Annotated in this window: 25 protein-coding genes; 17 read left to right on the top strand and 8 right to left on the bottom strand. The window is 68.4% G+C overall.

Annotation, left to right across the window (positions count from 1 at the left end; genetic code table 11):
• Positions 1 to 35 precede the first annotated feature (35 nt).
• The 4 genes from gap to JNX00_RS22075 all read left to right on the top strand — a co-directional run bounded on the left by gap (position 36) and on the right by JNX00_RS22075 (position 4,725).
• A complete protein-coding gene (gap, locus tag JNX00_RS22090; protein WP_070399729.1) occupies positions 36 to 1,034 on the top strand; it encodes a type I glyceraldehyde-3-phosphate dehydrogenase in 999 nt (332 codons plus the stop codon).
• 184 nt (positions 1,035 to 1,218) lie between these two features.
• Positions 1,219 to 1,833 (top strand): TetR/AcrR family transcriptional regulator, encoded by a 615-nt coding sequence (locus JNX00_RS22085; protein ID WP_239478210.1) that lies wholly within the window; start codon positions 1,219 to 1,221, stop codon positions 1,831 to 1,833.
• The gene (locus tag JNX00_RS22080) at positions 1,830 to 2,732 is read left to right on the top strand and encodes an alpha/beta fold hydrolase (protein WP_204743708.1); all 903 of its coding nucleotides are present in this window, start codon (positions 1,830 to 1,832) and stop codon (positions 2,730 to 2,732) included. The genes JNX00_RS22085 and JNX00_RS22080 overlap by 4 nt, the downstream gene beginning before the upstream one ends.
• A 94-nt stretch (positions 2,733 to 2,826) precedes the next feature.
• Positions 2,827 to 4,725: a S8 family peptidase gene (locus tag JNX00_RS22075; protein ID WP_204743707.1), complete on the top strand. Its 1,899-nt coding sequence runs from the start codon at positions 2,827 to 2,829 to the stop codon at positions 4,723 to 4,725.
• Positions 4,726 to 4,759: 34 nt separating this feature from the next.
• On the opposite strand, the gene JNX00_RS22070 is transcribed toward JNX00_RS22075, so the two are convergent.
• The 3 genes from JNX00_RS22070 to JNX00_RS22060 are packed head-to-tail and all read right to left on the bottom strand — an operon-like array spanning position 4,760 to position 6,808.
• Entirely contained in the window at positions 4,760 to 5,554 is a 795-nt protein-coding gene (locus JNX00_RS22070; protein ID WP_204743706.1) for an SPOR domain-containing protein, read from the bottom strand.
• Entirely contained in the window at positions 5,548 to 6,345 is a 798-nt protein-coding gene (locus tag JNX00_RS22065; protein ID WP_204743705.1) for a biotin--[acetyl-CoA-carboxylase] ligase, read from the bottom strand. Before JNX00_RS22065 ends, JNX00_RS22070 begins: the two co-directional genes overlap by 7 nt.
• A 4-nt stretch (positions 6,346 to 6,349) precedes the next feature.
• Positions 6,350 to 6,808, bottom strand: a complete 459-nt coding sequence (locus JNX00_RS22060) for an SET domain-containing protein-lysine N-methyltransferase (RefSeq protein ID WP_139147075.1) — start codon at positions 6,806 to 6,808, stop codon at positions 6,350 to 6,352.
• A gap of 180 nt (positions 6,809 to 6,988) precedes the next feature.
• On the opposite strand from JNX00_RS22060, the gene JNX00_RS22055 reads away from it, so the two are divergent.
• Both JNX00_RS22055 and JNX00_RS22050 read left to right on the top strand, forming a co-directional pair.
• Positions 6,989 to 9,946, top strand: coding sequence for a DNA topoisomerase III (locus tag JNX00_RS22055; protein WP_204743704.1), 2,958 nt, complete (start codon positions 6,989 to 6,991; stop codon positions 9,944 to 9,946).
• A gap of 31 nt (positions 9,947 to 9,977) precedes the next feature.
• Positions 9,978 to 10,622 (top strand): glutathione S-transferase family protein, encoded by a 645-nt coding sequence (locus JNX00_RS22050; protein WP_070399737.1) that lies wholly within the window; start codon positions 9,978 to 9,980, stop codon positions 10,620 to 10,622.
• Between the two features lie 21 nt (positions 10,623 to 10,643).
• Here JNX00_RS22050 and JNX00_RS22045 read toward each other — a convergent pair whose 3' ends face one another.
• Genes JNX00_RS22045 through JNX00_RS22035 form a run of 3 tightly spaced genes read right to left on the bottom strand, consistent with a single transcriptional unit; the run spans position 10,644 to position 13,323 of the window.
• A complete protein-coding gene (locus JNX00_RS22045) occupies positions 10,644 to 12,125 on the bottom strand; it encodes a sensor histidine kinase (RefSeq protein WP_083293228.1) in 1,482 nt (493 codons plus the stop codon).
• Positions 12,122 to 12,790, bottom strand: coding sequence for a response regulator transcription factor (locus JNX00_RS22040; protein WP_070399738.1), 669 nt, complete (start codon positions 12,788 to 12,790; stop codon positions 12,122 to 12,124). The genes JNX00_RS22045 and JNX00_RS22040 overlap by 4 nt, the downstream gene beginning before the upstream one ends.
• Positions 12,791 to 12,849: 59 nt before the next feature.
• The gene (locus JNX00_RS22035; RefSeq protein WP_083293229.1) at positions 12,850 to 13,323 is read right to left on the bottom strand and encodes a MarR family transcriptional regulator; all 474 of its coding nucleotides are present in this window, start codon (positions 13,321 to 13,323) and stop codon (positions 12,850 to 12,852) included.
• A 140-nt stretch (positions 13,324 to 13,463) separates the two neighbouring features.
• Between JNX00_RS22035 and recA the strand changes: the two genes are divergently transcribed.
• The 3 genes from recA (at position 13,464) to JNX00_RS22020 (ending at position 15,621) form a co-directional block, all read left to right on the top strand.
• Positions 13,464 to 14,588, top strand: coding sequence for a recombinase RecA (recA, locus tag JNX00_RS22030; RefSeq protein ID WP_070399740.1), 1,125 nt, complete (start codon positions 13,464 to 13,466; stop codon positions 14,586 to 14,588).
• Between the two features lie 5 nt (positions 14,589 to 14,593).
• Positions 14,594 to 15,052, top strand: a complete 459-nt coding sequence (gene recX / locus JNX00_RS22025) for a recombination regulator RecX (RefSeq protein WP_204743703.1) — start codon at positions 14,594 to 14,596, stop codon at positions 15,050 to 15,052.
• Between the two features lie 74 nt (positions 15,053 to 15,126).
• Complete coding sequence (locus JNX00_RS22020; protein ID WP_204743702.1) at positions 15,127 to 15,621, top strand: hypothetical protein; 495 nt, start codon at positions 15,127 to 15,129, stop codon at positions 15,619 to 15,621.
• A gap of 12 nt (positions 15,622 to 15,633) precedes the next feature.
• On the opposite strand, the gene argC is transcribed toward JNX00_RS22020, so the two are convergent.
• Positions 15,634 to 16,560 carry an N-acetyl-gamma-glutamyl-phosphate reductase gene (gene argC / locus JNX00_RS22015; RefSeq protein WP_204743701.1) on the bottom strand — a complete coding sequence of 309 codons (927 nt, stop codon included), beginning with the start codon at positions 16,558 to 16,560 and terminating at the stop codon, positions 15,634 to 15,636.
• 168 nt (positions 16,561 to 16,728) lie between these two features.
• On the opposite strand from argC, the gene sucC reads away from it, so the two are divergent.
• From sucC to JNX00_RS21975, 8 genes are all read left to right on the top strand, one after another.
• Positions 16,729 to 17,892 (top strand): ADP-forming succinate--CoA ligase subunit beta, encoded by a 1,164-nt coding sequence (gene sucC / locus JNX00_RS22010; protein ID WP_070399744.1) that lies wholly within the window; start codon positions 16,729 to 16,731, stop codon positions 17,890 to 17,892.
• Between the two features lie 14 nt (positions 17,893 to 17,906).
• The gene (gene sucD, locus JNX00_RS22005) at positions 17,907 to 18,800 is read left to right on the top strand and encodes a succinate--CoA ligase subunit alpha (protein ID WP_070399745.1); all 894 of its coding nucleotides are present in this window, start codon (positions 17,907 to 17,909) and stop codon (positions 18,798 to 18,800) included.
• Positions 18,801 to 19,029: 229 nt separating this feature from the next.
• Positions 19,030 to 19,815 (top strand): Stp1/IreP family PP2C-type Ser/Thr phosphatase, encoded by a 786-nt coding sequence (locus JNX00_RS22000; RefSeq protein ID WP_070399746.1) that lies wholly within the window; start codon positions 19,030 to 19,032, stop codon positions 19,813 to 19,815.
• Between the two features lie 50 nt (positions 19,816 to 19,865).
• Positions 19,866 to 20,492 (top strand): FHA domain-containing protein, encoded by a 627-nt coding sequence (locus JNX00_RS21995; protein WP_070399747.1) that lies wholly within the window; start codon positions 19,866 to 19,868, stop codon positions 20,490 to 20,492.
• 138 nt (positions 20,493 to 20,630) lie between these two features.
• Positions 20,631 to 21,422 (top strand): 3',5'-cyclic-nucleotide phosphodiesterase, encoded by a 792-nt coding sequence (locus JNX00_RS21990; protein ID WP_204743700.1) that lies wholly within the window; start codon positions 20,631 to 20,633, stop codon positions 21,420 to 21,422.
• A 188-nt stretch (positions 21,423 to 21,610) separates the two neighbouring features.
• Positions 21,611 to 22,090 carry a pilin gene (locus tag JNX00_RS21985; protein WP_204743699.1) on the top strand — a complete coding sequence of 160 codons (480 nt, stop codon included), beginning with the start codon at positions 21,611 to 21,613 and terminating at the stop codon, positions 22,088 to 22,090.
• 96 nt (positions 22,091 to 22,186) lie between these two features.
• Positions 22,187 to 23,902, top strand: a complete 1,716-nt coding sequence (locus JNX00_RS21980) for an O-antigen ligase family protein (protein ID WP_204743698.1) — start codon at positions 22,187 to 22,189, stop codon at positions 23,900 to 23,902.
• Complete coding sequence (locus tag JNX00_RS21975) at positions 23,899 to 24,693, top strand: pilus assembly protein (RefSeq protein ID WP_204743697.1); 795 nt, start codon at positions 23,899 to 23,901, stop codon at positions 24,691 to 24,693. Before JNX00_RS21980 ends, JNX00_RS21975 begins: the two co-directional genes overlap by 4 nt.
• 11 nt (positions 24,694 to 24,704) lie before the next feature.
• On the opposite strand, the gene moaC is transcribed toward JNX00_RS21975, so the two are convergent.
• On the bottom strand, positions 24,705 to 25,229 hold the full coding sequence (gene moaC, locus JNX00_RS21970; RefSeq protein ID WP_275564517.1) for a cyclic pyranopterin monophosphate synthase MoaC: 525 nt from the start codon (positions 25,227 to 25,229) through the stop codon (positions 24,705 to 24,707).
• Between the last annotated feature and the right edge of the window lie 62 nt (positions 25,230 to 25,291).

The following is a 25,291-nucleotide window of genomic DNA, read 5'->3' as shown; positions in this document are numbered from 1 at the left end:
CCGGTTTTTCCGAATCAACCCCTGGAGATGACAGCATGACGATCAAGGTCGGTATCAACGGTTTCGGGCGCATCGGGCGCATGGTGTTCCGCGCGGCGGTCGCCAACTTCAAGGACATCGAAGTGGTCGCCATCAACGACCTGCTCGAGCCCGACTACCTGGCCTACATGCTCAAGTACGACAGCGTGCACGGCCGCTTCGACGGTGACGTGAAGGTCGAGGGCTCCAGCCTCATCGTCAACGGCAAGAAGATCCGCCTGACCGCGGTGAAAGACCCGGCCGAGCTCAAGTGGGGCGAGGTCGGCGCCGACGTGGTGATCGAGTCCACCGGCATCTTCCTGGACAAGGCCGGCGCCGAGAAGCACCTGGCCGCGGGCGCCAAGAAGGTCATCATGTCCGCGCCCAGCAAGGACGACACGCCCATGTTCGTCTACGGCGTGAACCACGAGACCTACGCCGGCCAGGCCATCATCAGCAACGCCAGCTGCACCACCAACTGCCTGGCCCCGGTGGCCAAGGTGCTCAACGACAAGTGGGGCATCAAGCGCGGCCTCATGACCACCGTGCACGCCGCCACCGCCACGCAGAAAACCGTGGACGGCCCCAGCAACAAGGACTGGCGCGGCGGCCGCGGCATCCTGGAGAACATCATCCCCAGCAGCACTGGCGCGGCCAAGGCGGTGGGCGTCGTGATCCCCGAGCTCAACAAGAAGCTCACCGGCATGAGCTTCCGCGTGCCGACCAGCGACGTGTCCGTGGTCGACCTGACGGTGGAACTCAACAGCGCCGCCACCTACGCCGAGATCTGCGCCGAGATGAAGGCGCAGAGCGAGGGCAAGCTCAAGGGCGTGCTGGGCTACACCGAGGACAAGGTGGTCGCCACCGACTTCCGCGGCGACGCCCGCACCTCGATCTTCGACGCCGACGCCGGCATCGCGCTCGACGGCACCTTCATCAAGGTGGTGAGCTGGTACGACAACGAGTGGGGCTACTCCAACAAGTGCCTGGAAATGGCGCGCGTGGTGGCCAAGTAAGCCGTCGCTCGCGTCCGCAGAAAAGGCGCCTTCGGGCGCTTTTTTTGTGGGCGGAAAGGCCCGGAGCAGCCAAGACAGCGGCGACCGGCGCTTCGCCTCGGCACCGGTCGCCGCGTCGCCCAGACGACAGCTTGACCGCCGGGGGTCATTGACGCTAGACCGATCGGTCTAGAGAATGACTCGCATGCCCGCCCCACCGCCTGTCGAGCCCGCCCGCGAGCGCCTCATCGCCGCCATGACCGACGCCCTGCGCCGGCGCGGCCTGCACGGCATTGGCCTGACCGAGCTGCTGCGGGCGGCCCAGGCGCCCAAGGGCGTGCTCTACCACCACTTCCCGGGCGGCAAGACCGAGCTGGCCGTGGCCGCCATCGACCAGGTGGTGGAGCGCATGACCGCCGGCCTGGACAAGCTGCTCGCCGGCACGCCCGACCCGCTGCTGGCCCTGCGCCGCTGGATCGCCGGCGCCACCGCCCGACTGCAGGAGACCGGCTTCGAGGCCGGCTGCCCGCTGGCCACGGTGGCGCTGGAATCCGGGCCCGAGGACCGCGCCCTGCGCGAGGCCCTGGCGCGCGCCTTCGGGCGCGTGCGCGAACGCATCGCCCAGGCCCTGGCCGGCGCCGGCCTGCCCGCCGAGCGCGCCCAGGGCCTGGCCGCGCTCATCGTCGCTGCCTACGAAGGTGGCCTGCTGCAGTCGCGCGTCGCGCACAGCGCCGAGCCCATGCAGCGCGCCACCGACACCCTGCTGGCCCTGCTGTCGGCCGACCCGTCCTGCGCCCCTTTTCAGGAGCCCTCGCCATGAACCCCCTCACCCAGGACCGCGCGGCCGACGCCGTGCGCATCGAGTCCCTGACCCTGCACGCCGCCGACGGCTACCCGCTGGCGGCCCACCGCTACCGCGGCCCGGCGCCGCCGCGCGCGCACCTCGTGGTGGGCGGCGCCACGGCGGTGCCCCAGGGTTTCTACAAGCGCTTCGCGCAGCACGTGGCCGCGCAAGGCGTCGACGTGCTCACGCTCGACTACCGCGGCATCGGCCGCTCGGCGCCGAACAGCCTCAAGGGCTTTCGCATGGACTACCTCGACTGGGGCCGGCTCGACCTGGCCGCGGCCGTGGCCGCCATGCGCGCGCCCGGCGTGCCGCTGTGGCTGGTGGGCCATTCCTACGGCGGGCACGCCCTGGGCCTGCTGCCGCACCCGGAGCACGTGGACGCGGCCTACACCTTCGCCACCGGCGCCGGCTGGCACGGCTGGATGCCGCCGCTCGAGCGCCTGCGCGTGCAGATCATGTGGAACCTCATCGGCCCCTTGGCCACGCGCCTGGCCGGCTACCTGCCCTGGAGCAAGCTCGGCATGGGCGAGGACCTGCCGATCGACGTCTACCGCCAGTGGCGCCACTGGTGCCGCTTCCCGCGCTACTTCTTCGACGACCCGCAGATGCGCGAGGTGACCGCGCGCTTCGACGCCGTGCGCTTTCCGATCGTGGCGGTCAATGCGCTCGACGACGCCTGGGCGCCGCCGGCCTCGCGCGACGCCTTCATGGCCGGCTACCGCAACGCGCCCGTGAAGGCCGTGACCCTGGACTCGCGCCGCGACGGTCTGGGTCCCATCGGGCACATGGGCTACTTCCGCCCGCGCGCCCAGCCCCTCTGGAACGAGGCCCTGGCCTGGTTCGACGGCCAAAGAATGGCGTCGGCCATGTGATGAAAAGGAATTGCAAATTCCTTCTGGGGTAACTCCGCATGGGCCCGGTCGGAGGCGCCGAAAATTTGGTGTGCCCGCGTGCTACAACCCGCCCATGGTTTCAAAGCTGTTGCGCGGATGTGTGCTGGCCCTGGCCGCTCTGGTCTTGGGGAACGTGTTGGCCGCGCAGCCGGTGGCCAGTGGCGATGCACCGGCCTTCGGCCTCATCGTTGGCTACCGCGACGGCGCCAATCCGCTGAGCCGCGAGGAAACCGACCGCGGCCCCTGGGCCGACCGCGAGGCCCGCCTGGCCGGCGCCTGGCAACGGGCGACCCAGCGCTCGCGCGAACAAACCGAGCGGCTGGCGCGCGACACCGGTGTGCGCGCCGTCTCCGTCGGCGAGGCGGGCCGCGCGGCCCTGCTGCGCTTCGACCGCCCGATGCAGGGCCGCGCGCTGGCCGACGCCCTGCGCCGCGTGCGCCTGCACCCGGACGTGGCCTGGGTCGAGCCCAACGTCCTCGTGCGCCCGCAGTTGGTGCCCAACGACGCGAACTACGGCTTGCAGTGGCACCTGCGCGGCCCGGGCGACGGCGAACCGGCGGGGCTCAACCTGCCGCCCGCGTGGGATCTCGGCACCGGACTCCAGTCCACGGTCGTGGCCGTGGTGGACAGCGGCGTGCGCTTCAGCCACCCCGACCTGGCCGGCAAGCTGCTCGCGGGGTACGACTTCGTGAGCGAGTTGCAGGTGGCCAACGACGGCAACGGCCGGGACGCCGATGCGACCGACCCCGGCGACTGGATCTCTCCGACCGATCTCGGCAACCCCTTGTTCTCCGGCTGCGACCTGGCCTTCAGTTCCTGGCACGGCACCTTCATCGCCGGCCAGATCGCCGCGGCGACCGACAACGGCATCGGGGTGGCGGGCCTCAACTGGGAGGCGCGCATCCTGCCCGTGCGGGTGTCGGGCAAGTGCGGCGCCCTGGTGTCCGACCTGCTCGACGGCGTGCGCTGGGCCGCCGGCCTGCCGGTGGCCGGGGTGCCGGCCAATCCCACGCCGGCGCGCGTGATCAACCTGAGTTTCAGTGGCAGCTCGGCCTGCAGCCCGGCGTACCAGACCACCGTGGACGACGTGCGGGCGGCGGGCGCCTTGCTGGTGGTGGCCGCAGGCAACGAGTCGGGCCCGCTCACGCGCCCGGCCGATTGCCAGGGGGTGATGGCCGTGGCCTCGGTGCAGCGCGACGGCGCCAAGGCGGACTATTCCAACTTCGGGGCCAACGTGGCCCTGGCCGCGCCGGGCGGGTCGGGCACCACGCCCCTGGACCCCGACAACCTCTACTCGACCACGAACGCCGGCTTCACCGGGCCGGGCGGCGACACCTATGGCTACAAGAAAGGTACCAGCTTCGCCGCGCCCCAGGCCGCCGGCGTGGCCAGCCTCATGCTCGCCCTCAACCCCCACCTCACCCCGCAGGCGCTGATGGAGCGCATGCAGGCCGGGGTGCGGTCGCACACCGTGGCGGGCGGGCTGGCCTGCGGACCGGCCAACGGTGGGGTGTGCCAGTGCACCCCCACCACCTGCGGCGCCGGCCTGCTGGACGCGGACCGGTCCTTGCAGCTGGCCACGGGCCCTGCCGCCGTGATCCAGGCGGTGAACGTCGTGGTGCCGGGCGCTTTTGTCACGCTCGATGGCCAGGCCAGCGTGGCGCTCGCGCCAGCGACCCTCACGGGCTACCAATGGACCCAGGACAGCGGCACCACCGCCGTCGCCATCCCCAACAACACCCAGTCCGTGACCGGCGTGCAACTGCCCGCCGTGGAGGGCCGCTGGGTGTTCCGGCTCAAGGTCACCGACAGCAACGGCGGCACCGGCAGCGACGCCGTCGTCGTGCGCGCGGTGGCCCCGCCCACGCCGCCAGCCACGGGGGGCGGCGGCGGCGCCTTCGGGGCCTGGTGGGGCCTGGGGCTGGCGTTGTGGGGCCTGGGCGTGGCGCGGGCTTCGCGCCGCCGCCGCTGAGCGCCACCCGGTTTCGCGCGCCGGATCGGACGCGTCAGTTGCAGCGCTGCAGGCTGCGGCCCGCCATGGCCGGGCCCAGGGCCTCGATGCGCGCGCGCGTGGTCTCGCCGATGGCCGGCAGGCGCAGCGAATAACTCAGGCCCTCGGCGCGCTCCTGCACCACGCGGGCCGTGCGCACATTGCGCCGCTCGGCCAGCTGCAGGCCTTCTCGCGCCGCTTCCTCGCTGGAAAACGTGCCCAGCGCGATGCCGGGCGCCAGACCGCTGGTGTTGACGTCGCGGAATTCCACACCCATGGCGCGCAGCTCGGCCTTCTTGCGGCTGGCCTGTTCGGCGCTGTCGTAGCGCCCCATGTAGACGATCCAGCGCCCGGGGCTGCGTGTTTCGGTGAGTTGCCAGTCGCTGCCGCCCAGGCCGAGCAGGCGCAGCTCGGCGCGCAGCAGCTCGGCCTGCTCGGGGCTGAATCCGCTGGCTTGCCAGCAGGCGCGCGGCTCATTGGCCGCGGCCGGCGCGGCAGCGGTCGGCGTGGCCGTGGGCGCCGCCGGGGCCGTGAGGGGCGGCGCCTCCACGGACGCTGGCGCCGCGGCCACGGCAGGGTGGGCCGGGATGGCGGATTCGGGCGCGGGCGCCGGGGCCGGCGTGGTGGGCGGCTCGGCGCCGCGCGGCCCATTGAGCAGGCGCACGTGCTCGGGCGCGATCTGCTGCGTCAGGCGCTGCGGTTCGCGCGGCTCGCTGGTCGGTGGGAAGCCGATGGCCGCGAGGTGACCCTGCGTCCAGGCGAAATACAGGCCGTTGGCCGCCAGCAGCACGGCGATCGTCCACCTCAACATGGGCGCACGCTCACTTCCGCACTGTCCACGCGGCGCAACTGGCCGTTCACGCGCACCAGCAGCGCGCCGTCCTCGGCCACGCCGCAGGCGCTGCCGATGCTGCCATCGCTCAGGCGCAGCTCGCGGTCTTTCAGCGCGTCGCGCGCCGCGTAGCGCGCGGCGAACGGTGCAAAACCTTCGCTGGCGAAGCTCAGCACCTCGCGCACCAGCGGTGGCACCAGCCGGGGCAGCAGCTCGGCGGGGGTCACGCCCACTTCCACCTCGGCCAGCCCGGCCGGCGGCACGCCCCCCATGGGGCTGGCGGGTGCGCCAGCGAGCGCCGATTCGGCCGGCCGCGCGACGTTGATGCCCGCGCCGATCACCACCGAGCGTGGCCCTTCGCGGTCATCGGCGTGGCCCGCCGTTTCGACCAGGATGCCGCCGAGCTTGCGGCCCATGAGCCAGAGGTCGTTCGGCCACTTGATGCGCACGTCCGGGTGCAGTTGCTCGGCCAGCACCAGGCCCACCGCGAGCGACAGACCCGACCAGCTGCGCGGCGCCAGCGACAGGCCGAGCGAAAACGTGAGCGACTGGCCGGGTCGGCTGTGCCAGCCGCGTCCCAGCCGACCGCGCCCGGCGGTCTGGCGCTCGGCCACCAGCAGCACCGGGTCCAGCGGTGCGGTGCGCGCGCGGCGCATGAGCTCGGTGTTGGTGGAATCGACCTCTTCCAGCACCTCGACCGTGAAGCCGGGCAGGTCGGGCACCACCGCCTGCCAGATGGCCTCGGCACCGCCCGCGAGCGAGGCGCTCATGGCCTTACCCCAGCTTGGTGGCGCGCCCGCCGCGCTTGGGCGCCAGCAGCGTGCCGCGGCACTTCTTGGCGCCGCACCAGCAGGGGTACTGGGCCTTGAGCTTGGGCGTGAGCGGCTCGTCGATGACGAGGCCGTAGTCGTAGAACAGCTCCTCGCCGGCCTCGATGGCGCGCAGGCTGCGGATGAACACGCGGCCATCCTCGATGTCGGCCTCGCAGTTGGGCTTGCAGCTGTGGTTGATCCAGCGCGCCGAGTTGCCGCCGTACTTCGCATCGATCACGTGTTCTTCGTCGATGTGGAAGTAGAAGGTGTGGTTGGGGTCGCTCGGGTCGTGCGGGTGGCGGTCCAGCGCTTCCGCCCAGGTGATGACTTCGCCCGTGTACTCGATCAGCGTTTCGCCCGGCGCGATGTCCACCAGCGCGAAGACGCCCTTGCCGTGCACCCCGGAGCGGCGCGTCTGGATGCGGCGCGCGTCGCTGGACTTGGCCGGGGATGGGGTGCGTGCCGAGGGCGAGCGCGGGGTTTTCGTCACGTCGGATTTCTTTGGTAAGGTTGTTTCATGCGAGTGCGCGCGTGGGTGCGCGCACGACAAGCGCGCGCACGTGTGTGCATGCGCGAGCGCGCGTGGGAGCGGATTGTAGAGATGAAAACCGAAGGTTCTGCCAAAACACTGGTCATTGCCGAGAAGCCGTCCGTGGCGCAGGACATCGTGCGCGCGCTCACGCCGGTGGCGGGCAAGTTCGACAAGCACGACGAGCACTTCGAAAACGAGCGCTATGTCGTGACCTCCGCCGTGGGCCACCTGGTGGAGATCGCCGCGCCCGAGCAGTTCGACGTCAAGCGCGGCAAGTGGAGCTTCGCCCACCTGCCGGTGCTGCCGCCGTACTTCGAGCTCAAGCCGATCGACAAGGCGAAGTCGCGACTCAACGCGGTGGTCAAGCTGGCGCGGCGCAAGGACGTCGGCGATCTCATCAACGCCTGCGACGCGGGCCGCGAGGGCGAGCTGATCTTCCGCCTGATCGAGCAGTACGCTGGCGGCCAGAAGGGTGGCCAGTACCAGGGCCTGGGCAAGCCGGTGCGCCGGCTGTGGCTGCAGTCCATGACACCGGCCGCGATCCGCGAGGGCTTCGACAAGCTGCGCAGCGACGCGCAGATGCGCGGCCTGGCCGACGCGGCGCGCAGCCGCTCCGAGGCCGACTGGCTGGTGGGCATCAACGGCACGCGCGCCATGACCGCCTTCAACTCGCGCGATGGCGGCTTCTTCCTCACCACGGTGGGCCGGGTGCAGACGCCTACCTTGTCCATCGTCGTGGAGCGCGAGGAAAAGATCCGCGCGCACCGCCCGCGCGACTACTGGGAGGTCCACGCCAGCTTCCTGGCCGAGGCCGGCGAGTACCCCGGCAAGTGGTTCAACCCCGACTTCAAGAAGCCCACGGGCGAGGACGCCGACGCCGATCTGCGCGCCGACCGCGTCTGGAGCCTGCAGGAGGCGCAGGCCATCGTGGACGCGGTGCGCGGCAAGGCCGCCAGCGTGAAGGAAGAGAGCAAGCCCACCACCCAGGCCTGCGGCCAGCTCTACGACCTGACCAGCCTGCAGCGCGAGGCCAACGGCCGCTTCGGCTTCTCGGCCAAGACCACGCTGCAGCTCGCGCAAAGCCTGTACGAACGCCACAAGGCCCTGACCTACCCGCGAACCGATTCGCGCGCCCTGCCCGAGGACTACCTGGGCACGGTCAAGGACACCTTCGAGATGCTGGCCGGCAGCGGCATGGGCCACCTGGCACCGCACGCCAAGACGGCGCTGAGCAAGGGCTACATCCGCCCGAGCAAGCGCATCTTCGACAACAGCAAGGTCTCGGACCACTTTGCCATCATCCCCACGCTGCAGGCACCCAGTGGCCTGTCCGAGGCCGAGCAGAAGCTCTACGACCTGGTGGTGCGCCGCTTCATCGCGGTGTTCTTCCCCAGCGCGGAGTTCACCGTGACCACGCGCATCAGCAGCGTGCTCAACCACCACTTCAAGACCGAAGGCAAGGTGCTGGTCAACCCGGGCTGGATGGCGGTCTACGGCAAGGAAGCCGCCGACGAGGTGGAAGGCGCCAAGCCCGGTGAGAAGGGCCAGAACCTGGTGCCGGTGCGCGAAGGCGAGACCGTGCGCACCGAGTCGGTGGAGCACAAGGGCCTGCAGACCCGTCCGCCCGCGCGCTACAGCGAAGCCACGCTGCTGGCCGCCATGGAAGGCGCCGGCAAGCTCATCGACGACGAGGAGTTGCGCGAGGCCATGCACGAAAAGGGCCTGGGCACGCCGGCCACGCGCGCGGCCATCATCGAAGGCCTGCTGGCCGAGAAGTACATGCTGCGCGAGGGCCGCGAACTCATCCCCACCGCCAAGGCCTTCCAGCTCATGACGCTGCTGCGCGGCCTGGAGGTGGAGGAGCTGTCCAAGCCCGAGCTCACCGGCGAATGGGAATACAAGCTCGCGCAGATGGAGCACGGCAAGCTGTCGCGCGACGCCTTCATGGCCGAGATCGCGTCCATGACCGAGCGCCTGGTGAAGAAGGCCAAGGAGTACGACCGCGACACCGTGCCGGGCGACTACGCCACGCTGTCCACGCCCTGCCCCAACTGCGGCGGCGTGGTGAAGGAGAACTACCGCCGCTTCGCCTGCACCGGCGCCGACGGCACCGGCGAGGGCTGCGGCTTCTCGTTCACCAAGTCGCCCGCCGGGCGCACCTTCGAAACCACCGAGGCCGACGCCTTCCTGCGCGACAAGCGCATCGGCCCGCTCGAGGGCTTTCGCTCCAAGGCGGGCTGGCCGTTCGTGGCCGAGCTCGTGCTCAAGCACAGCGAGGAAGACCGCAACTGGAAGCTCGAATTCGACTTCGGCGACGACCGCAAGGACGAGGAGACCGGTGAACTGGTCGACTTCTCCGGCAGCGAATCGCTGGGCGCCTGCCCCAAGTGCGGCGGCGCGGTGCACGAGCACGGCGCCAACTACGTGTGCGAGCGCGCCGTGCCCACGGCGCAGCAGCCCACGCCGAGCTGCGATTTCAAGAGCGGCAAGGTCATCCTGCAGCAGCCGGTGGCGCGCGAGCAGATGAGCAAGCTGCTGGCCACCGGCAAGACCGACCTGCTCGACAAGTTCGTCTCCATGCGCACGCGCCGCTCGTTCAAGGCCTTCCTGGCCTGGGACGCCGAGGCCGGCAAGGTGAACTTCGAATTCGAGCCGCGCGACAGCAAGTACCCGCCGCGCAAGGCGGGCGCGCGCCCGGCCGCCAAGGCCACCGCGCCGGCGAAGAAGGCCGCCGCGAAGAAGGCGCCCGCCGCCAAGAAGGCGCCGGCCGAGAAGAAGGCCCCGCGCAAGGCCACCGCCGCCACCGGCAAGCAGCCCAGCGCGGCGCTGGCCGCCGTCATCGGCGAAGGGCCGGTGTCGCGGCCCGAGGTGGTCAAGAAGCTGTGGGACTACATCAAGGCCAATGGCCTGCAGGACCCGGCGGACAAGCGCCGCATCAAGGCCGACGCCAAGCTGCGCCCGGTCTTCGGCAAGGACGCCGTCACCATGTTCGAGATCGCCGGCCTGGTCGGCGATCACCTGAGCTGAATTTCTTCAACACTTCCAGGAGACCGATCCCATGGGCCTCAAGCTCTATTACGCGTCCGGCGCGTGTTCCTTCGTTCCGCACAGCTCGCTCGAGCTCGCTGGCGCCAGCTTCGAGCCGTCGCCGGTCAAGCTGCACAAGGGCGAGCAGCGCGCGCCCGAGTACCTGGCCATCAACCCGCGCGGCCAGGTGCCGGTGCTGGTGGACGGCGACGAGGTCATCACCCAGATCCCGGCGATCGTGCTCTACCTGGACGCCCGGTTCCCCGAGGCCGGCCTGCTGCCCGCCTCGGGCGTGGCGCGCACGCGCGCGCTGCAGACCCTGGCCTGGATGAACAACACCGTGCACCCCACCTTCACGCACGTGTTCATGCCGCAGAAGTTCACCGCCGACGAGGCCGCGCAGAAGGCCGTGAAGGCGCACGCGGTCGAGGTCTACCGCGGCCTGCTCGGCGAGCTCGAGGCGCTGGCCCAGAAGGCCAGCCCCTGGCTCGGCGGCGACAAGCCCGGCGCGCTCGACGCCTACGCGCTCACCCTGCTGCGCTGGGGCGGCTTCGCCGGCATCGACCCCAACAGCCTGCCCGCCACCTGGGCGCTGGTGCAGCGCTTCGCGGCGCTGCCGGCGGTGGCGCGCGCCATGGAGCGCGAGCGCCTGGAGCTCAACGTCTACAAAGGCTGAAGCGGCGGCGGGCGGCGGGCTTCACTCGCTCGCCTGCTTCGCCACGAAGCGCACCGACACACGCAGCCCCGGGCGGCCCCGCTCCGGGTGCGCGTCTTCCATGTGCACGGTGGCGCCGTGCTGTTGGGCGATCTCCTGCACGATGGCCAGGCCCAGGCCCGAGCCGTCCACGTCGGTGCCCAGCGCGCGGTAGAAGGGCTGCATCACCAGCGCCCGTTCGCTCACCGGGATGCCCGGGCCGTTGTCCTCCACCTGCACCAGCTGCACGCCGCTGAAGCGGTCCACCAGCACGCGCGCCGTCACCACGCCCTTGGGCCCGCTGTAGGCCATGGCGTTGTCCACGAGGTTGCGCACCATTTCCTGCAGCAGGGTGGGGTTGCCGGTGAGCTGCAACTCCTCGGGCACCTCGTGGTCGCCTTCCACACCCAGGTCCACACCCAGCTCCAGAGCGCGCGGCACGGTGTCGCGCACCACGGTGGCGACCAGCCGCGCCAGATCGACGCGCGCGCTCGGCAGGGTGCGGCCGGTGGTCTCGGCGCGTGCCAGCGCCAGCAGCTGGTTCACGGTGTGCGTGGCGCGGGCGCTGGCGCGCGCGATCTGCTGCAGCGAGCCGCGCAGGCCGGCCGGGTCGGACTCGCGCTGCGCCAACTCGGCCTGCATGCGCAGGCCAGCCAGCGGCGTCTTGAGCTGGTGCGCGGCGTCGGCCAGGAAGCGGCGCTGCGTGGTCAGCGAGGCCTTCAGTCGCGCCAGCAGGTCGTTGATCGAGGACACCAGGGGGGCCACCTCCTGCGGGATGTCGGCCTCCTCGATCGGGCTCAGGTCGTCCGGGCGGCGCGCGCGGATGCGCTGCTCCAGGTCCGACAGCGGGCGGATGCCGCGCACCAGCGCCAGCCAGACCAGCAGCACCGCCAGCGGCAGGATGACGAACTGCGGGACCATCACGCCCTTGATGATCTCGTTGGCCAGCGTGGAGCGCCGGCCCGTGGTTTCGGCGACCTGCAGCAGCACCGGCTGCCGCGGGTCGGGCCGCGCGAGCCAGGTATAGGCCACGCGCACCGCATCGCCGCGCAGCACGTCGTCGCGCTGGCGCACGCGCCCGGCCTCGGGCGCCTCGTCGGGGGGCGGTGCGGGCAGCTCGACCTCGCCGCTGACGAACTGGCCATGCCCGTCGACGAGCTGGAAGTACACCAGGTCGGAGTCATCGGCGCGCAGCAGGTCGCGCGTTTGCGGGTCGAGCGCGAAGCGCAGCGCGCCGTTCTCCACCACCACCAGCTGCGCCAGCGCCTGCAGGTTGTATTCGAGCGCGCGGTCGAAGGGCTTGTTGGCGATGCCCTGCGCCACCACCCAGGTGAGCGCGAGCGACAGCGGCCACAGCAGCAGCAGCGGCGTGAGCATCCAGTCCAGGATCTCGCCGAACAGGCTGCGCTGCTCGCGCTGGAACAGGCCGAAGGAGATGGGGGTGGTCTGGCGCGCCGTGCCGTCGTCCGGCGCGGGCTGGCTCACACCTTCTCCAGGCAGTAGCCGAGGCCACGCACGGTGGCGATGCGGATCGGGCCCTTCTCGATCTTCTTGCGCAGGCGGTGGATGTAGACCTCGATCGCGTTGGTGCTGACTTCTTCGCCCCATTCGCACAGGCGCTCGACCAGTTGGTCTTTGCTGACCAGGCGGCCCGCGCGCTGCAGCAGCACCTCCAGCAGGCCCAGCTCGCGCGCCGACAGCTCGATCGGCTTGCCGTCGATGGTGGCCACGCGGCCGGCCTGGTCGTACTCCAGCGGGCCGTGGCGGATGAAGTTGGTGCTGCCGCCCATGCCGCGGCGGGTGAGGGCGCGCACGCGCGCCTCCAGCTCCTGCAGCGAGAAGGGCTTGGCCATGTAGTCGTCGGCGCCGAAATCCAGGCCCTTGACGCGCTCTTCCACGCTGTCGGCCGCGGTGAGGATCAACACCGGCATGGCCGAGCCGCGCGAGCGCAGCCGCTTGAGCACTTCGAGGCCGTGCAGCCGCGGCAGGCCCAGGTCGAGGATGAGCAGGTCGAACTCGTTATTGGTCATCAGGGCCGCATCGGCCTCGGTGCCGCTGGCCACGTGATCGACCGCCGCGCCGGCCGCGCGCAGGCTGCGCAGCAGGCCGTCGGCCAGGACGTGGTCATCCTCCGCGATCAGGATGCGCATGGCTTGTCTCCTCAGGTCGTCGGGCATTGTAGGGACGGCGCCGCGCCCCGAGCGGCGCTTCAGGCCTGCGCATAGGCTTCCAGGCCGATCGCCACCACCGTGGCCACCTCCTGGCCCACCTGGGCGGCGAACTCGGCCTCGGCCTGGGCGACGGCGCGGCGAAAGGCGTCCAGCCAGAGCAGGCCGTCGGGCGTGAAGACGATGCGGCGCGCGCGCGCGTCCCTCGGATCGCTTTCGCGCCGCACCAGGCCCCAGGCCTCGCACTGCGCGACCAGGTCGCCCATGGCCTGCTTGCTCATGCCGGCCGCCTGCGCCAGCTCGGTGAGCCGCGAGCCGCGCAGCGACAGGTGCCGCGTGATGTGCACGTGCGCCGCGCCGACCTGCTGGCGCGCCGCCAGGTTGGACAGGGCCAGCGGCACCTCGGCGTCGTGCGCCATCAGGTGCAGCACGCGGGCGTCGAAGCGGCGCAGGGCCTCGCCCAGCAGGCGGCCCAGGTGGCCGCCGCGCCAGCGGTCGTCGGGCAAGGAAACCATGGCGCTGATTGTCAGGCAAACTGACCAAAGATTGGCTTGTCGGCGAGAAATACGCGGCTAAACTGCTGGCCATGCATCCAGTACTGGATGCGATCACAGTCAGCCTAAGTCAACACCCACTCACCGCTCAGGAGCCACCGATGGATGCACCCGTGAAAAACGCCGCCCTCAACAGCGAAAAGGCCAAGGCCCTGCAGGCCGCGCTGGCCCAGATCGAAAAGCAGTTCGGCAAGGGCACGATCATGAAGCTTGGCGAGGGTGAGCAGATCGAGGACATCCAGGTGGTCTCCACCGGCTCGCTGGGCCTGGACATCGCCCTGGGCGTCGGCGGCCTGCCGCGCGGCCGCGTGATCGAAATCTACGGCCCGGAATCGTCCGGCAAGACCACGCTCACGCTGCAGGTCATCGCCGAGATGCAGCGCCTGAACGGCACCTGCGCCTTCGTCGACGCCGAGCACGCCCTGGACGTGCAGTACGCGCAAAAACTCGGCGTGAACCTGCCCGAGCTGCTGATCAGCCAGCCCGACACCGGCGAACAGGCGCTGGAGATCGTCGACTCGCTGGTGCGTTCCGGTGCGGTGGACCTGGTCGTCATCGACTCGGTGGCCGCGCTCACGCCCAAGGCCGAGATCGAGGGCGAGATGGGCGACCAGCTGCCCGGCCTGCAGGCGCGGCTCATGAGCCAGGCCCTGCGCAAGCTCACGGCGACCATCAAGAAGACCAACTGCACGGTCATCTTCATCAACCAGATCCGCATGAAGATCGGCGTGATGTTCGGCAGCCCCGAGACCACCACCGGCGGCAACGCGCTCAAGTTCTACGCCTCGGTGCGCCTGGACATCCGCCGCACCGGCACCATCAAAAAGGGCGACGAGGCCATCGGCAACGAGACCAAGGTCAAAGTGGTGAAGAACAAGGTCTCGCCGCCATTCAAGACCGCCGAGTTCGACATCCTGTTCGGCGAGGGCATCAGCCGCGAGGGCGAGATCCTCGACCTGGGCGTGGTGCACCGCGTGGTCGAGAAGTCCGGTGCCTGGTACGCCTACAACGGCGAGAAGATCGGCCAGGGCCGCGACAACGCGCGCGAGTTCCTCAAGGAAAACGTCGAGTTGCGCGTCGAGATCGAGAACAAGGTGCGCGAAGCCCTGGGTGTGCCGCTGCTGCCGCTGGATGGCGCTTCGGGCGAGGAAGAGGTCGCGCCCGCCAAGGCCCGCAAATCCAAGGCCAAGGCCGACGCCGCCGACGCCGAGGCGGCCGACGCCTGAGCGCCGTGGGCTTCGACAAGCCCTCCCTCAAGGGCCGCGCGCTGCGCCTGCTGGCGCAGCGCGAGCACTCGCGCGCGGAGCTGCAGCGCAAGCTGGCCTCGCACGAGGAAACGCCCGGTGAACTGGCGCAGGCGCTCGACGAGCTGCAGGCCAGGGGATTCATCGACGAGCAGCGGGTCATCGAGTCGGTGATCCACCGCCGCGCCGCCCGCTTGGGGGCCTCGCGCGTGCGGCAGGAACTGCAGGCTAAGGGCCTGCCGGCCGAGGCGGTGGCCCAGGCCGTGGACGGCCTGCGCGGCAGCGAGCTGGAGCGCGCGCGCGAGGTCTGGCGCAAGAAATTCGGCCGCGCCCCGGCCGACGCGGCCGACTGGGCGCGCCAGGCGCGCTTTCTGGTGGCGCGCGGCTTCGACGCCGGGGTGGCGCGGCGCATCATCGGCGACGCGGGGTGCGACGACATGCCCTGAGGGTAGTGGTCATTCGGCTGGGATAGATGGCCGGGCGTCCTGCCACACAGGCGGTTTGTTCACCGCCCTGTCCCATGAAACCGCCTCCCCTTCGCGCCCTGCGCCGCGGCCTTGTCCTGCCGGGACTGTGCGGCCTGCTGGCCTGCACCACCATTGACGACTTCCGGCGCTATTCGCCCGAGCAGCGCGCGCAGCTCGTCTGCGAACGCGACACGGCCATCCGCGCGCAGGACATGCGCCTGGCCGAATGGCACCGGCTGCACGCGCAGACGCAGGCCGCGCTCGATCGCGGTTACCTCGTACACCGGCAGTGCCGCCGGGTGGCGACGGCCACCACGGAGGTGTGCGAAACGCAGGGCAATCGCCGCGTGTGCCAAACCAAGGAAGGGGAGCCGCGGTGGGCCTGCGAGGACACCCCGGTGCCGCTCGTCGCCGCGCTCGAGCGAAGCAAGCTGGCGGCCTATGCGGAGAACATCGTGCGCGGCACGCAGGAGCGCGACCAGGCCTGGCAGCGCTGCTTCGCGGGCGTGCTGGCGCTGAGCCCGGAGGCGGCCTTCAGCCGGTTCTGAGCCGGCTTTCGCTCACAGCCCGAGCATCAGCTTGAGGTTCTGCACCGCCGCGCCGCTGGCGCCCTTGCCCAGGTTGTCCAGGCGCGCGATCAGTACCGCGTGGCGGTGCGCTTCGTTGGCGAACACGCGCAGCTCGATCAGGTTGGTGTCGTTGAGCGCGGTGGCGTCGAGTTTGCCGTCGTCCGTGGGCGGCAACACCTTCACGAAGCCGCCGGCGGCCGCGCTCGCGGCGTAGTGCTTGCGCAGTGCCTCGTGCAGGTCGGCGGCCTTGGGCTGGCCCGGCAGCGCGTCCAGGTGCAGCGGCAGTTGCACCAGCATGCCCTGGCGGAAGTTGCCCACGGCCGGGATGAAGATGGGGCGGCGGCGCAGGCCCGTGAGCGCCATGATCTCGGGCAGGTGCTTGTGCGACAGGCCCAGCGCATAGGCCTCGAACAGCGGCGCGGTGCCGGCCTCGTAGGCCTCGATCATGGAGCGGCCGCCGCCCGAATAGCCGCTGACCGAGGGCAGCGACAGCGGGAAATCCGGGGGAATCAGGCCGGCATCGACCAGGGGGCGGATCAGCGCGATGGCGCCGGTGGCATAGCAGCCGGGGTTGGCCACGCGGTCGGCCCGCTGCACGGCCTGCGCCTGCGTGGCGGTGAGTTCGGGAAAGCCGTAGACCCAGCCCGCCGCGGTGCGGTGCGCAGTGGAGGCGTCGATGATGCGCGGTTTGTGGCCGGGCAAGGCGTCGACCATCGCGACCGATTCGCGCGCCGCGTCGTCGTGCAGGCACAGCACCACCAGGTCGGCTTGCGCCATGAGTTCGCGCTTGGCTTCGGGGTCCTTGCGGCGTTCGGGCGCGATGCTGAGCAGCTGCACGCCCGGCTCCTGCACGAGCCGCTCGCGGATCTGCAGGCCGGTGGTGCCGGCTTCGCCGTCGATGAAAATCTGGTGGGCCATGCGCGGTTCCTGTGGCGGGACGGGCCGACGAATGCCCTGGGCGGGCACCGCCGCGACCCGGATTGGTGCGATGCACCATGATACATTCCCTGGTTGCTCCGTCCGAGAGCCCGTCTACCGGCCGCTGCTGCCGCGCCGGACACACGATCCATCCCTGAGAGAGACCTCATGAAGATTCACGAATACCAAGGCAAGGAAATCCTGCGCCAATTTGGTGTGCCCGTGCCGCGCGGCATTCCCGCGTTCACGGTGCAAGAGGCGGTGGAAGCCGCGCAGAAGCTCGGCGGGCCCGTGTGGGTCGTCAAGGCGCAGATCCACGCGGGGGGACGCGGCAAGGGCGGTGGCGTGAAGGTCGCCAAGACCATCGACCAGGTGAAAGAGCTGGCCGGCCAGATCCTGGGCATGCAGCTCAAGACCCACCAGACCGGCCCCGAGGGCCAGAAGGTGCGCCGCCTGTACATCGAAGACGGTGCCGACATCCAGAAGGAGTACTACCTCTCCGTCGTCACCGACCGTGGCACGCAGAAGGTGGCCTTCATCGCCTCCAGCGAGGGCGGCATGGACATCGAGGAAGTGGCGCACGCCACGCCCGAGAAGATCATCAAGGTCTTCGTCGACCCGCTGATCGGCCTGACCGACGCGCAGGCCAAGGAGCTCGCCAAGGGCATCAACCTGCCGGCCGACTCCGAGGCGCAGTTCACCGACGTCTGCAAGAAGCTCTACAAGTGCTACATGGAGACGGACGCCTCGCTGGTCGAGATCAACCCGCTCAACCGCGACGGCAAGGGCAACATCATCGCCCTGGACGCCAAGTTCAACTTTGACTCGAACGCCCTGTTCCGCCACCCCGAAATCGTGGCGCTGCGCGACCTGGACGAGGAAGACCCGGCCGAGATCGAGGCCTCCAAGTTCGACCTGGCCTACATCAGCCTGGACGGCAACATCGGCTGCCTGGTCAACGGCGCCGGCCTGGCCATGGCCACCATGGACACCATCAAGCTGTTCGGCGCCGAGCCGGCCAACTTCCTCGACGTGGGCGGCGGCGCCACACCCGAGAAGGTGACCGAGGCCTTCAAGATCATGCTCAAGAACCCCAAGGTCAAGGCCATCCTGGTCAACATCTTCGGCGGCATCATGAAGTGCGACACCATCGCCACCGGTGTCATCACCGCGAGCAAGGCGGTGGACCTGAAGGTGCCGCTGGTGGTGCGCATGAAGGGCACCAACGAAGAACTGGGCAAGAAGATGCTGGCCGAATCGGGCCTGCCCATCATCAGCGCCGACTCCATGGCCGAAGCGGCCCAGAAGGTCGTCGCCGCCGTCAAAGCCTGAGCCGAGGAACAACCATGTCGATCTACATCAACAAAGACACCAAGGTCATCACCCAAGGCATCACGGGCAAGACGGGTCAGTTCCACACCGAGAAGTGCCAGGAATACGCGAACGGCAAGAACTGCTTCGTCGCGGGCGTGAACCCCAAGAAGGCCGGCGAGTCGATCTTCAACATCCCGATCTACGCCTCGGTGAAGGAAGCCGCGAAGCAGACCGGCGCCACCGTCTCGGTGATCTACGTGCCACCCGCGGGCGCGGCGGCCGCCATCTGGGAAGCCGTCGAGGCCGACCTGGACCTGGCGATCTGCATCACCGAAGGCATCCCCGTGCGCGACATGCTGGAAGTGCGCAACAAGATGAAGGCCAAGGAGGCTGCCGGCGGCAAGAAGACCCTGCTGCTGGGCCCCAACTGCCCGGGCCTGATCACGCCCGACGAGATCAAGATCGGCATCATGCCCGGCCACATCCACCGCAAGGGCCGCATCGGCGTCGTGTCCCGCTCGGGCACGCTGACCTATGAAGCCGTGGCGCAGCTCACCGAAATCGGCCTGGGCCAGTCCAGTGCCGTGGGCATCGGTGGCGACCCCATCAACGGCCTGAAGCACATCGACGTGATGAAGGCCTTCAACGACGACCCGGACACCGACGCCGTGATCATGATCGGCGAGATCGGTGGTCCCGATGAGGCCGAAGCCGCGCTGTGGTGCAAGGCGAACATGAAGAAGCCCGTGGTCGGCTTCATCGCCGGTGTCACCGCGCCCCCCGGCAAGCGCATGGGCCACGCGGGCGCGCTGATCAGCGGCGGCGCCGACACGGCCGATGCCAAGCTGGCCATCATGGAAGAGTGCGGCTTCAAGGTCACGCGCAACCCGTCCGAGATGGCCAAGCTGCTCAAGGCCCTGATCTGATCGCCGGGTATGGGTGTGCAAAAGGCAACGCGCGCGTTGCCTTTTTTTTTGCCTGTTGCGCGCAACGTGACGCTTGTCACCGATACAGCTTGTCGCCGCGAGGGTGGCTGCAACAAAATGCAACACCTTTCGGGCCGCGTCGGCCGGCCCTGCCTTCGGCGCCCCCAGCCCCAGCGGTCGTCCGCCGACGAGCGCGCCTCGATTCCCCTATCGGTATAACGCCACCTTCATGAATTTCGAGTTTCACGCCCTGACCGATCCAGGACTCGTCAGGGACAACAACGAGGACTCGGTGGCGCTCGACCCCGACAACCGCCTGGCCATCCTCGCCGATGGCATGGGCGGCTACAACGCGGGCGAGGTGGCCAGCGCGATGGCCACCACCTTCATCAAGACTGAACTCGGCCGGTGGATCGCCGACGGCGGCTTCGAGTCCAGCGCGCGCGAGCTCAAGCGGGCGATGGAAATCTGCATCGACAACGCCAACCGCTCCATCTTCAACGCCGCCAACGCCAACGCGCAGTACGCCGGCATGGGCACCACCCTGGTGATGGGCGTGTTCCTCGACGGCCGCGTGATGATCGGCCACGTCGGCGACTCCCGCTGCTACCGCCTGCGCCGCGGCGAGTTCGTGCAGATGACGCGCGACCATTCCCTGCTGCAGGAGCAGATCGACGCCGGCCTGATCTCGATGGAGCAGGCGCAGTTCGCCACGCACCGCAACCTGGTCACGCGTGCGCTTGGTGTGGAAGACACCGTGCTGCTCGAAGTCAACGAATACCGCGTTGAGGACGGCGACCTCTACCTCTTCTGCTCCGACGGCCTGAACGACATGCTCAGCGACGAACGCATTGCCGCGCTGCTGGTCACCGCCGGCACATTGGAGGAAAAGGCAACGGCCCTGGTGGAGGCCGCCAATGGCGCGGGCGGGCGCGACAATATTTCTGTGATACTGGCGTTTGCTCGCGCCCGACCCACCCGCCGCGGCCTGCTGTCGCGCATGCTGGGTCAATAATCCGCTCTGATCCCACACCAAGTCCTACAGGAATCCCAGAGGAGTCGGCCATGCCGAAAATGATCGTTTCCATTGACGGCGTCGTCATCAAGGAGGTCCAGCTCACCAAGGACCGGACCACCCTGGGTCGCCGTCCTTACAACGACATCGTCATCGACAACCTGGCCGTCAGCGGCGAGCACGCCGTGCTGCAAATGTCGGGCGCCGACGTCTTCCTGGAGGACCTCAACAGCACCAACGGCACCTACGTCAACGGCAAGGCGATCAAGAAGCAGCAGTTGCAGGGCGGCGACACGGTCGAGATCGGCAAGTACAAGATCAAGTTCGTCAACGACGGCGCCGAGTCCCAGGAGAAGACCACGGTGATCAATGCCGGCACGGTGGTGTCTGGCGCGGAACCTGCCGGCGCGGCCCTGGGCCCGGCGGCCATCAAGGTGGTCAGCGGCTCGGCCGCTGGTCGCGAGGTGGCGCTGACCAAGGTCGTCACCACCATCGGCAAGCCCGGCGTGGCGGTGGCCGCCATCACCCGCCGCCCGCATGGCTACGTGGTGGCCATGGTGGAAGGCACAGTCAAGCCCACGGTCAATGGCAAACCGCTGGGCACCGACGGGATCGACCTGCACAACGGCGACCTGCTGGAGCTGGCCGGCACGCAGATGCAGTTCGTCCAGCCTTGAGCCCAAGGGGGCGCTTCGCGCCCATCCCGGCGCGACCGCCGAAACGCCACGCGCGGGCGCGTGCCGAGGAATAAGTCACATCCCGTGCGGGCGGTGGGGGGTACCCTCGGGGCCCTCCATGTTCTCCACCCGATGCCGATGAGGGTTCGCGTACTCGGGTGTTCCGGTGCCATCGCCCAGGGATGCCGGACCACCGCCTTTCTGATCGACGACGACACGCTCATCGACGCGGGCACGGGCGTCGGCGACCTGCGCATCGACGAGATGCTGCGCATCGACCATGTGCTGCTCACGCACGCGCACCTCGATCACGTGGCCTCGCTGCCGCTCATGCTGGACGCAGTGGCGTCGCGCCGTCTGGCCAGCGGCCGGCCGGCGCTGCAGGTGCACGCGCTGCCCGGCACCATCGCGGCGCTGAGGGCGCACATCTTCAATGACCTCATCTGGCCGGATTTCTCGCGCATTCCATCGGAGGGGGCGCCGCTGATGCGTTTCACCTCCTTCGACGTGGGCGATGTGGTGAAGGTCAATGGCAAGTGCTTCGAAGCCCTGCCGGCGGTGCACACGGTGCCGGCGGTGGGCTTCGCCGTGGCGCGGGACAGTGGCGGCCCGCACTGGGTGTTCAGCGGCGATACCGGACGCAACCCGGCGTTCTGGCGCCGGGTCAATCAGCTCGACGTGGCGCAACTGGTCATCGAAACGGCTTTCAGCGACCGCGAAGCGGAACTGGCGCGCCGCAGCCAGCACCTGGCGCCCGTGTTGCTGGCCGAAGAGCTGGGCCAGATCGCGCCCGGCCGGCGCTACCCGATCCACATCACCCACACCAAGCCGGCGGAAACCGAATTGATCGCGGACGACATCCGTCGCTTGGGCGCCGGCGTGCCGCAAGACATCCGTTGGCTCAGCGCGGGGCAGGTTTTCGAGGTTTGACAAATTCTGTCGATCACCCGGCGAGGTGACGAAATTTGTCCGACGAAAATTAGGCCAAAAGGATGAGTCTGACCGCCCATTGGCCGGTCATCCTCGCAGCCGGTACGCTCATCCGGTCCACGAAGCTGGCACGCCATCTGCAGAAGAGCAGGGGTCTCAACCCAACCCCCCTTCTGGAGGAGTTCTCAATGAAGCGTACGATTCAAAAAGGTTTCACCCTGATCGAACTGATGATCGTGGTGGCCATCATCGGCATTCTGGCGGCCGTGGCGCTGCCGGCGTATCAGGACTACACAAAGCGCGCGAAGGTGTCGGAAATCGTGTTGGCCGCATCCCAGTGCCGCACCAGCGTGACTGAAGTTCGCCAGACGATCAGTAACCCCGCTTCAATCCCGGCGGGTGGCAACTGGGGTTGCGAGCAATCCACGCCTTCCACGCAGTACGTGGCACTTGTCGAAACCAGCAACGAAGGCGGCATTCGTGTGACCGCTCGCAACATCGGCGCCGGTGTTGATGGTGGGTTTGTGATTCTCTGGCCGCAGCTGAACGGTTCGGAGGTGGGCGGGTGGCTCTGTGGCCCTGGTGGCGCCATGCTGCCCAAGTTTCTGCCGGGCTCCTGCCGCGACACCACGGTTGCCAACCTTGGCGCTGGCTGGGCATCGCAGTAATTAAGCTTGAGATGATGTCGGCCGGTTGAGGTCGACACGCAAGAAAGAATACAGCGCCCCCCGTGGGCGCTTCTTTTTTTAGGTCACCTATCACACATGAACCATGTCTTTGCCGCACTGCTCATGTTGACTGGTTGGCTCAATTCCAATCACTTTCTTCCTTGGGTGAGCTGGCATTCAGAACTTCCGTTCTTCCTCCTCATGTGGCTGGCAGCCGCATTCGCGCTACACAAAGGGGAAAGCTGGATCGAGATGCCCGCGCCCATTTGGCCTATCGCGCTTTTGGTCGCGGTGTTGTGTATCCAGGGGGTTGTCGGGGCTGTCGCTTGGCGAGGGCAGGTGTTGACGGTGTCGTTGTACCTGGGACTGATGGCGGTCGCCATGACATGGGGTTGGCGCGAGGCCAAGTCCAGCCCGAATGACCCAGTGTTGCCTAAGGCGCACCGTGCCGGGGAGTGGTTGGCGTGGAGCGTGATAGTCGGGTGCATATTGTCCATTGGAATTTCGCTGGCGCAGGTTCTTCAGGTGTGGGGCGATGCCTCCTTTATCGTTCGACAGCCAGGCATTCGCCGTCCGGGTGCCAACCTTGCCCAGCCAAACCACCTTGCCACTTTGCTCGTTATGGGTATGGGTGCTGCTCTGTTTTTGAACATGCAGCGCCGGATCGGCGCGGGTGTGCTGGCGATGCTGGCGTTTCTTTTTTCCATGGGCGTCGCCGTGACGGAGTCAAGGAGCGGCTTGCTGGCTACCTGGATGCTGTGCGGTCTGTGGGCGTGGAAGCGGCCGTCAGAGGGCGCCGCGATAGCGCGAACATGGTCGTTATGGCATGTGGTAGCAACGACGACCATGTTCGCTCTCTGGCCCACGTTCTATCGGTGGTGGGCCGGCGGCTACGATGGCGAGGCTGGAATGGAGCGTTTGGTGGCCAGCGGCGAGGATCCACGTTGGCTGCTGTGGCGCCAGATGTTTGAGGCGTCATTGCTTCAACCTTGGTTCGGTTGGGGCATTCGAGATACGGCGGAAGCGCACAACGCCGTTGTCCATGAGGCCAGCAGCGCGCTTGCCGTAACCTACAGCCATAACATCGTTCTCGACTTAGCCGTCTGGATCGGTTGGCCGTTGGCGATCGCGATGGTCCTCGCGATCATCATGTGGTGGTGGGGGCGTCTTCGCGTAGTGGACAGTGCACCACTGACATGGTTCGGTATGGCATTGCTGATCCCGTTTGGGGTGCATAGCCTGTTCGAGTTCCCATTCGCCTACGCGTATCTTCTGATGCCCGCGATGTTGGGTGTGGGCTACTTGGCTGCGGTCACCAACCCTGGCGCTGCGGCGGTTCGTGTCCACCGCTGGGTGGCCGCGGTAGCGATTCTCGCTCTCGGCGTGTTGGGCGCCTGGTCCGTCGTTGATTACGTGCGTGTTGAGGAAGACTTCCGAATGGCGCGATTTCAGATGCTGCGTATTGGCCCACCTCCGAGTGAGCCACCGCCAAGGGTTCTGGCGCTGAATCAACTAAGCGACTTGGTTGCCTCCACTCGCGTGCCTCTGCAACGTGCGCTGGGCGTTGAGCAGATGACTCTTTTGCGCGAGGCCGCATTGCACTATCCTTGGTCGGGTAGTCAGTATCGGTATGCGACGGCGCTCGCCCTCAATGGGGACTCCGACGAGGCGCGGCGTCAGTTGCGGGTGCTCTTGGCGCAGCAGGGGTTCAAAGTCTATCGTCCCCTTGCGGCTCAGCTCGAGCAGGAACTGGCGAAGCGTGGTCTGCCGGCTCTAGGCGTTCCGCTCGAAAAGCAGCAGTTGCAGCAATGACCTCGATGCTAGTTCCGCGTCTGCGAGCGGCGGTCAAGGCCGCCGCCATTCATTTCGGTTTGTCGATGCTGCTGGCTGCTGGAGCCGCCTTGCTTGTATGGGGTATCTGGTATCCGCATCCGTTCGACCAACTGTCAGGGGGGCGGCAGTTGTTCATACTGGTCGTCGTCGTCGATGTCATCTGTGGGCCGGCGCTTACCCTGATTGTGTTCGATCGCTCCAAACCCAGAGCGGAGCTGATAAAGGACTTGAGCATCATCGGCTTGCTGCAGTGCGCGGCGTTGCTGTATGGCCTGAGTACCGTGTACGAGGCGCGACCGCTGTTTCTCGTCCATGACGTGGAGCGTTTTCGTGTCGTGGCGAAACCGGACTATCTTGGGGTCGATGTCACGTCCCAGATCAATGGGTTACCCGAAGCTCTGCACCCCCGCCTCTTTTCAGGGCCGGTGCTAGTCGGGGCGCATCCGCCTCAGGATCCGGCGGCGCGTCAAGCGATCCTTGTGGAGGCACTGCGTGGCGGCCGTGACTTTGCCCAGCGGCCTGAGTACTACGTTCCCTATGATGACGCTTACGCCCTTGCCGTGACCCGGCGGGCGCGTCCGCTGAAAGTGTTTGTAGATCGATTCCCTGATGCCGCTGGCGAGGTGGAGGCCGTGCTTGTTCGTGCCAAAGTGCCCGTAGTGGACGCCATGTATCTGCCGGTTGTTCACCGGCAGGATTGGATTGCCATCCTCGATGGCCAAGGCCAATTGCTTGGTTTTGTTCCGGGTGACGGGTTTGCGGTTCATTGACCAATGTGTGATCAGCGGGTCATCGGGCCTTCCGCCACAAATCCTCCGCTCTTCCCCCCCCTCTTCTCCCTCAACCGGATCCCCCCCATCGCCATCCCCCGATCCGCCGCCTTGCACATGTCGTAGATCGTGAGCAAGGCCACCGACGCGGCGGTGAGGGCCTCCATTTCCACCCCCGTCTGCCCCGTGCATTCGGCGGTGGCGGTGCACAGCACGCTGTGACTGGCCGAGTCCACCGAAAAGTCCACCGCCACCCGCGTCAGCGCGATCGGGTGGCACAGGGGGATGAGGTCGCTGGTCTTCTTGGCGGCCATGATGCCGGCCAGGCGCGCCACCCCCAGTACGTCGCCTTTCTTCGCCGTGCCCGATTCGATCAGGGCCAGCGTCTCTGGCTGCATGGTGATCCGCCCTTCGGCGACCGCCACGCGGTGGGTGCTCGCTTTCGCGCCGACATCCACCATGTGGGCCTGGCCCTGGGCGTCGAAATGGGTCAGCGGGCTGTCGGTGGGGGCGGATGGGGTGGGAGGCTGGGGCACGTTCGTGACGCTTGGTAACGCCGCTTCATGGCGGCTTTGCGCGGGGGCGCGGTGAACCGGAG

The sequence above is a fragment of the Hydrogenophaga sp. YM1 genome (assembly GCF_016903055.1).
Classification (GTDB): Bacteria; Pseudomonadota; Gammaproteobacteria; order Burkholderiales; family Burkholderiaceae_C; genus Hydrogenophaga; species Hydrogenophaga borbori.
The sequence above is the reverse complement of the archived record's forward strand: the minus strand, read 5'-3'. Positions and strand labels throughout refer to the sequence as shown.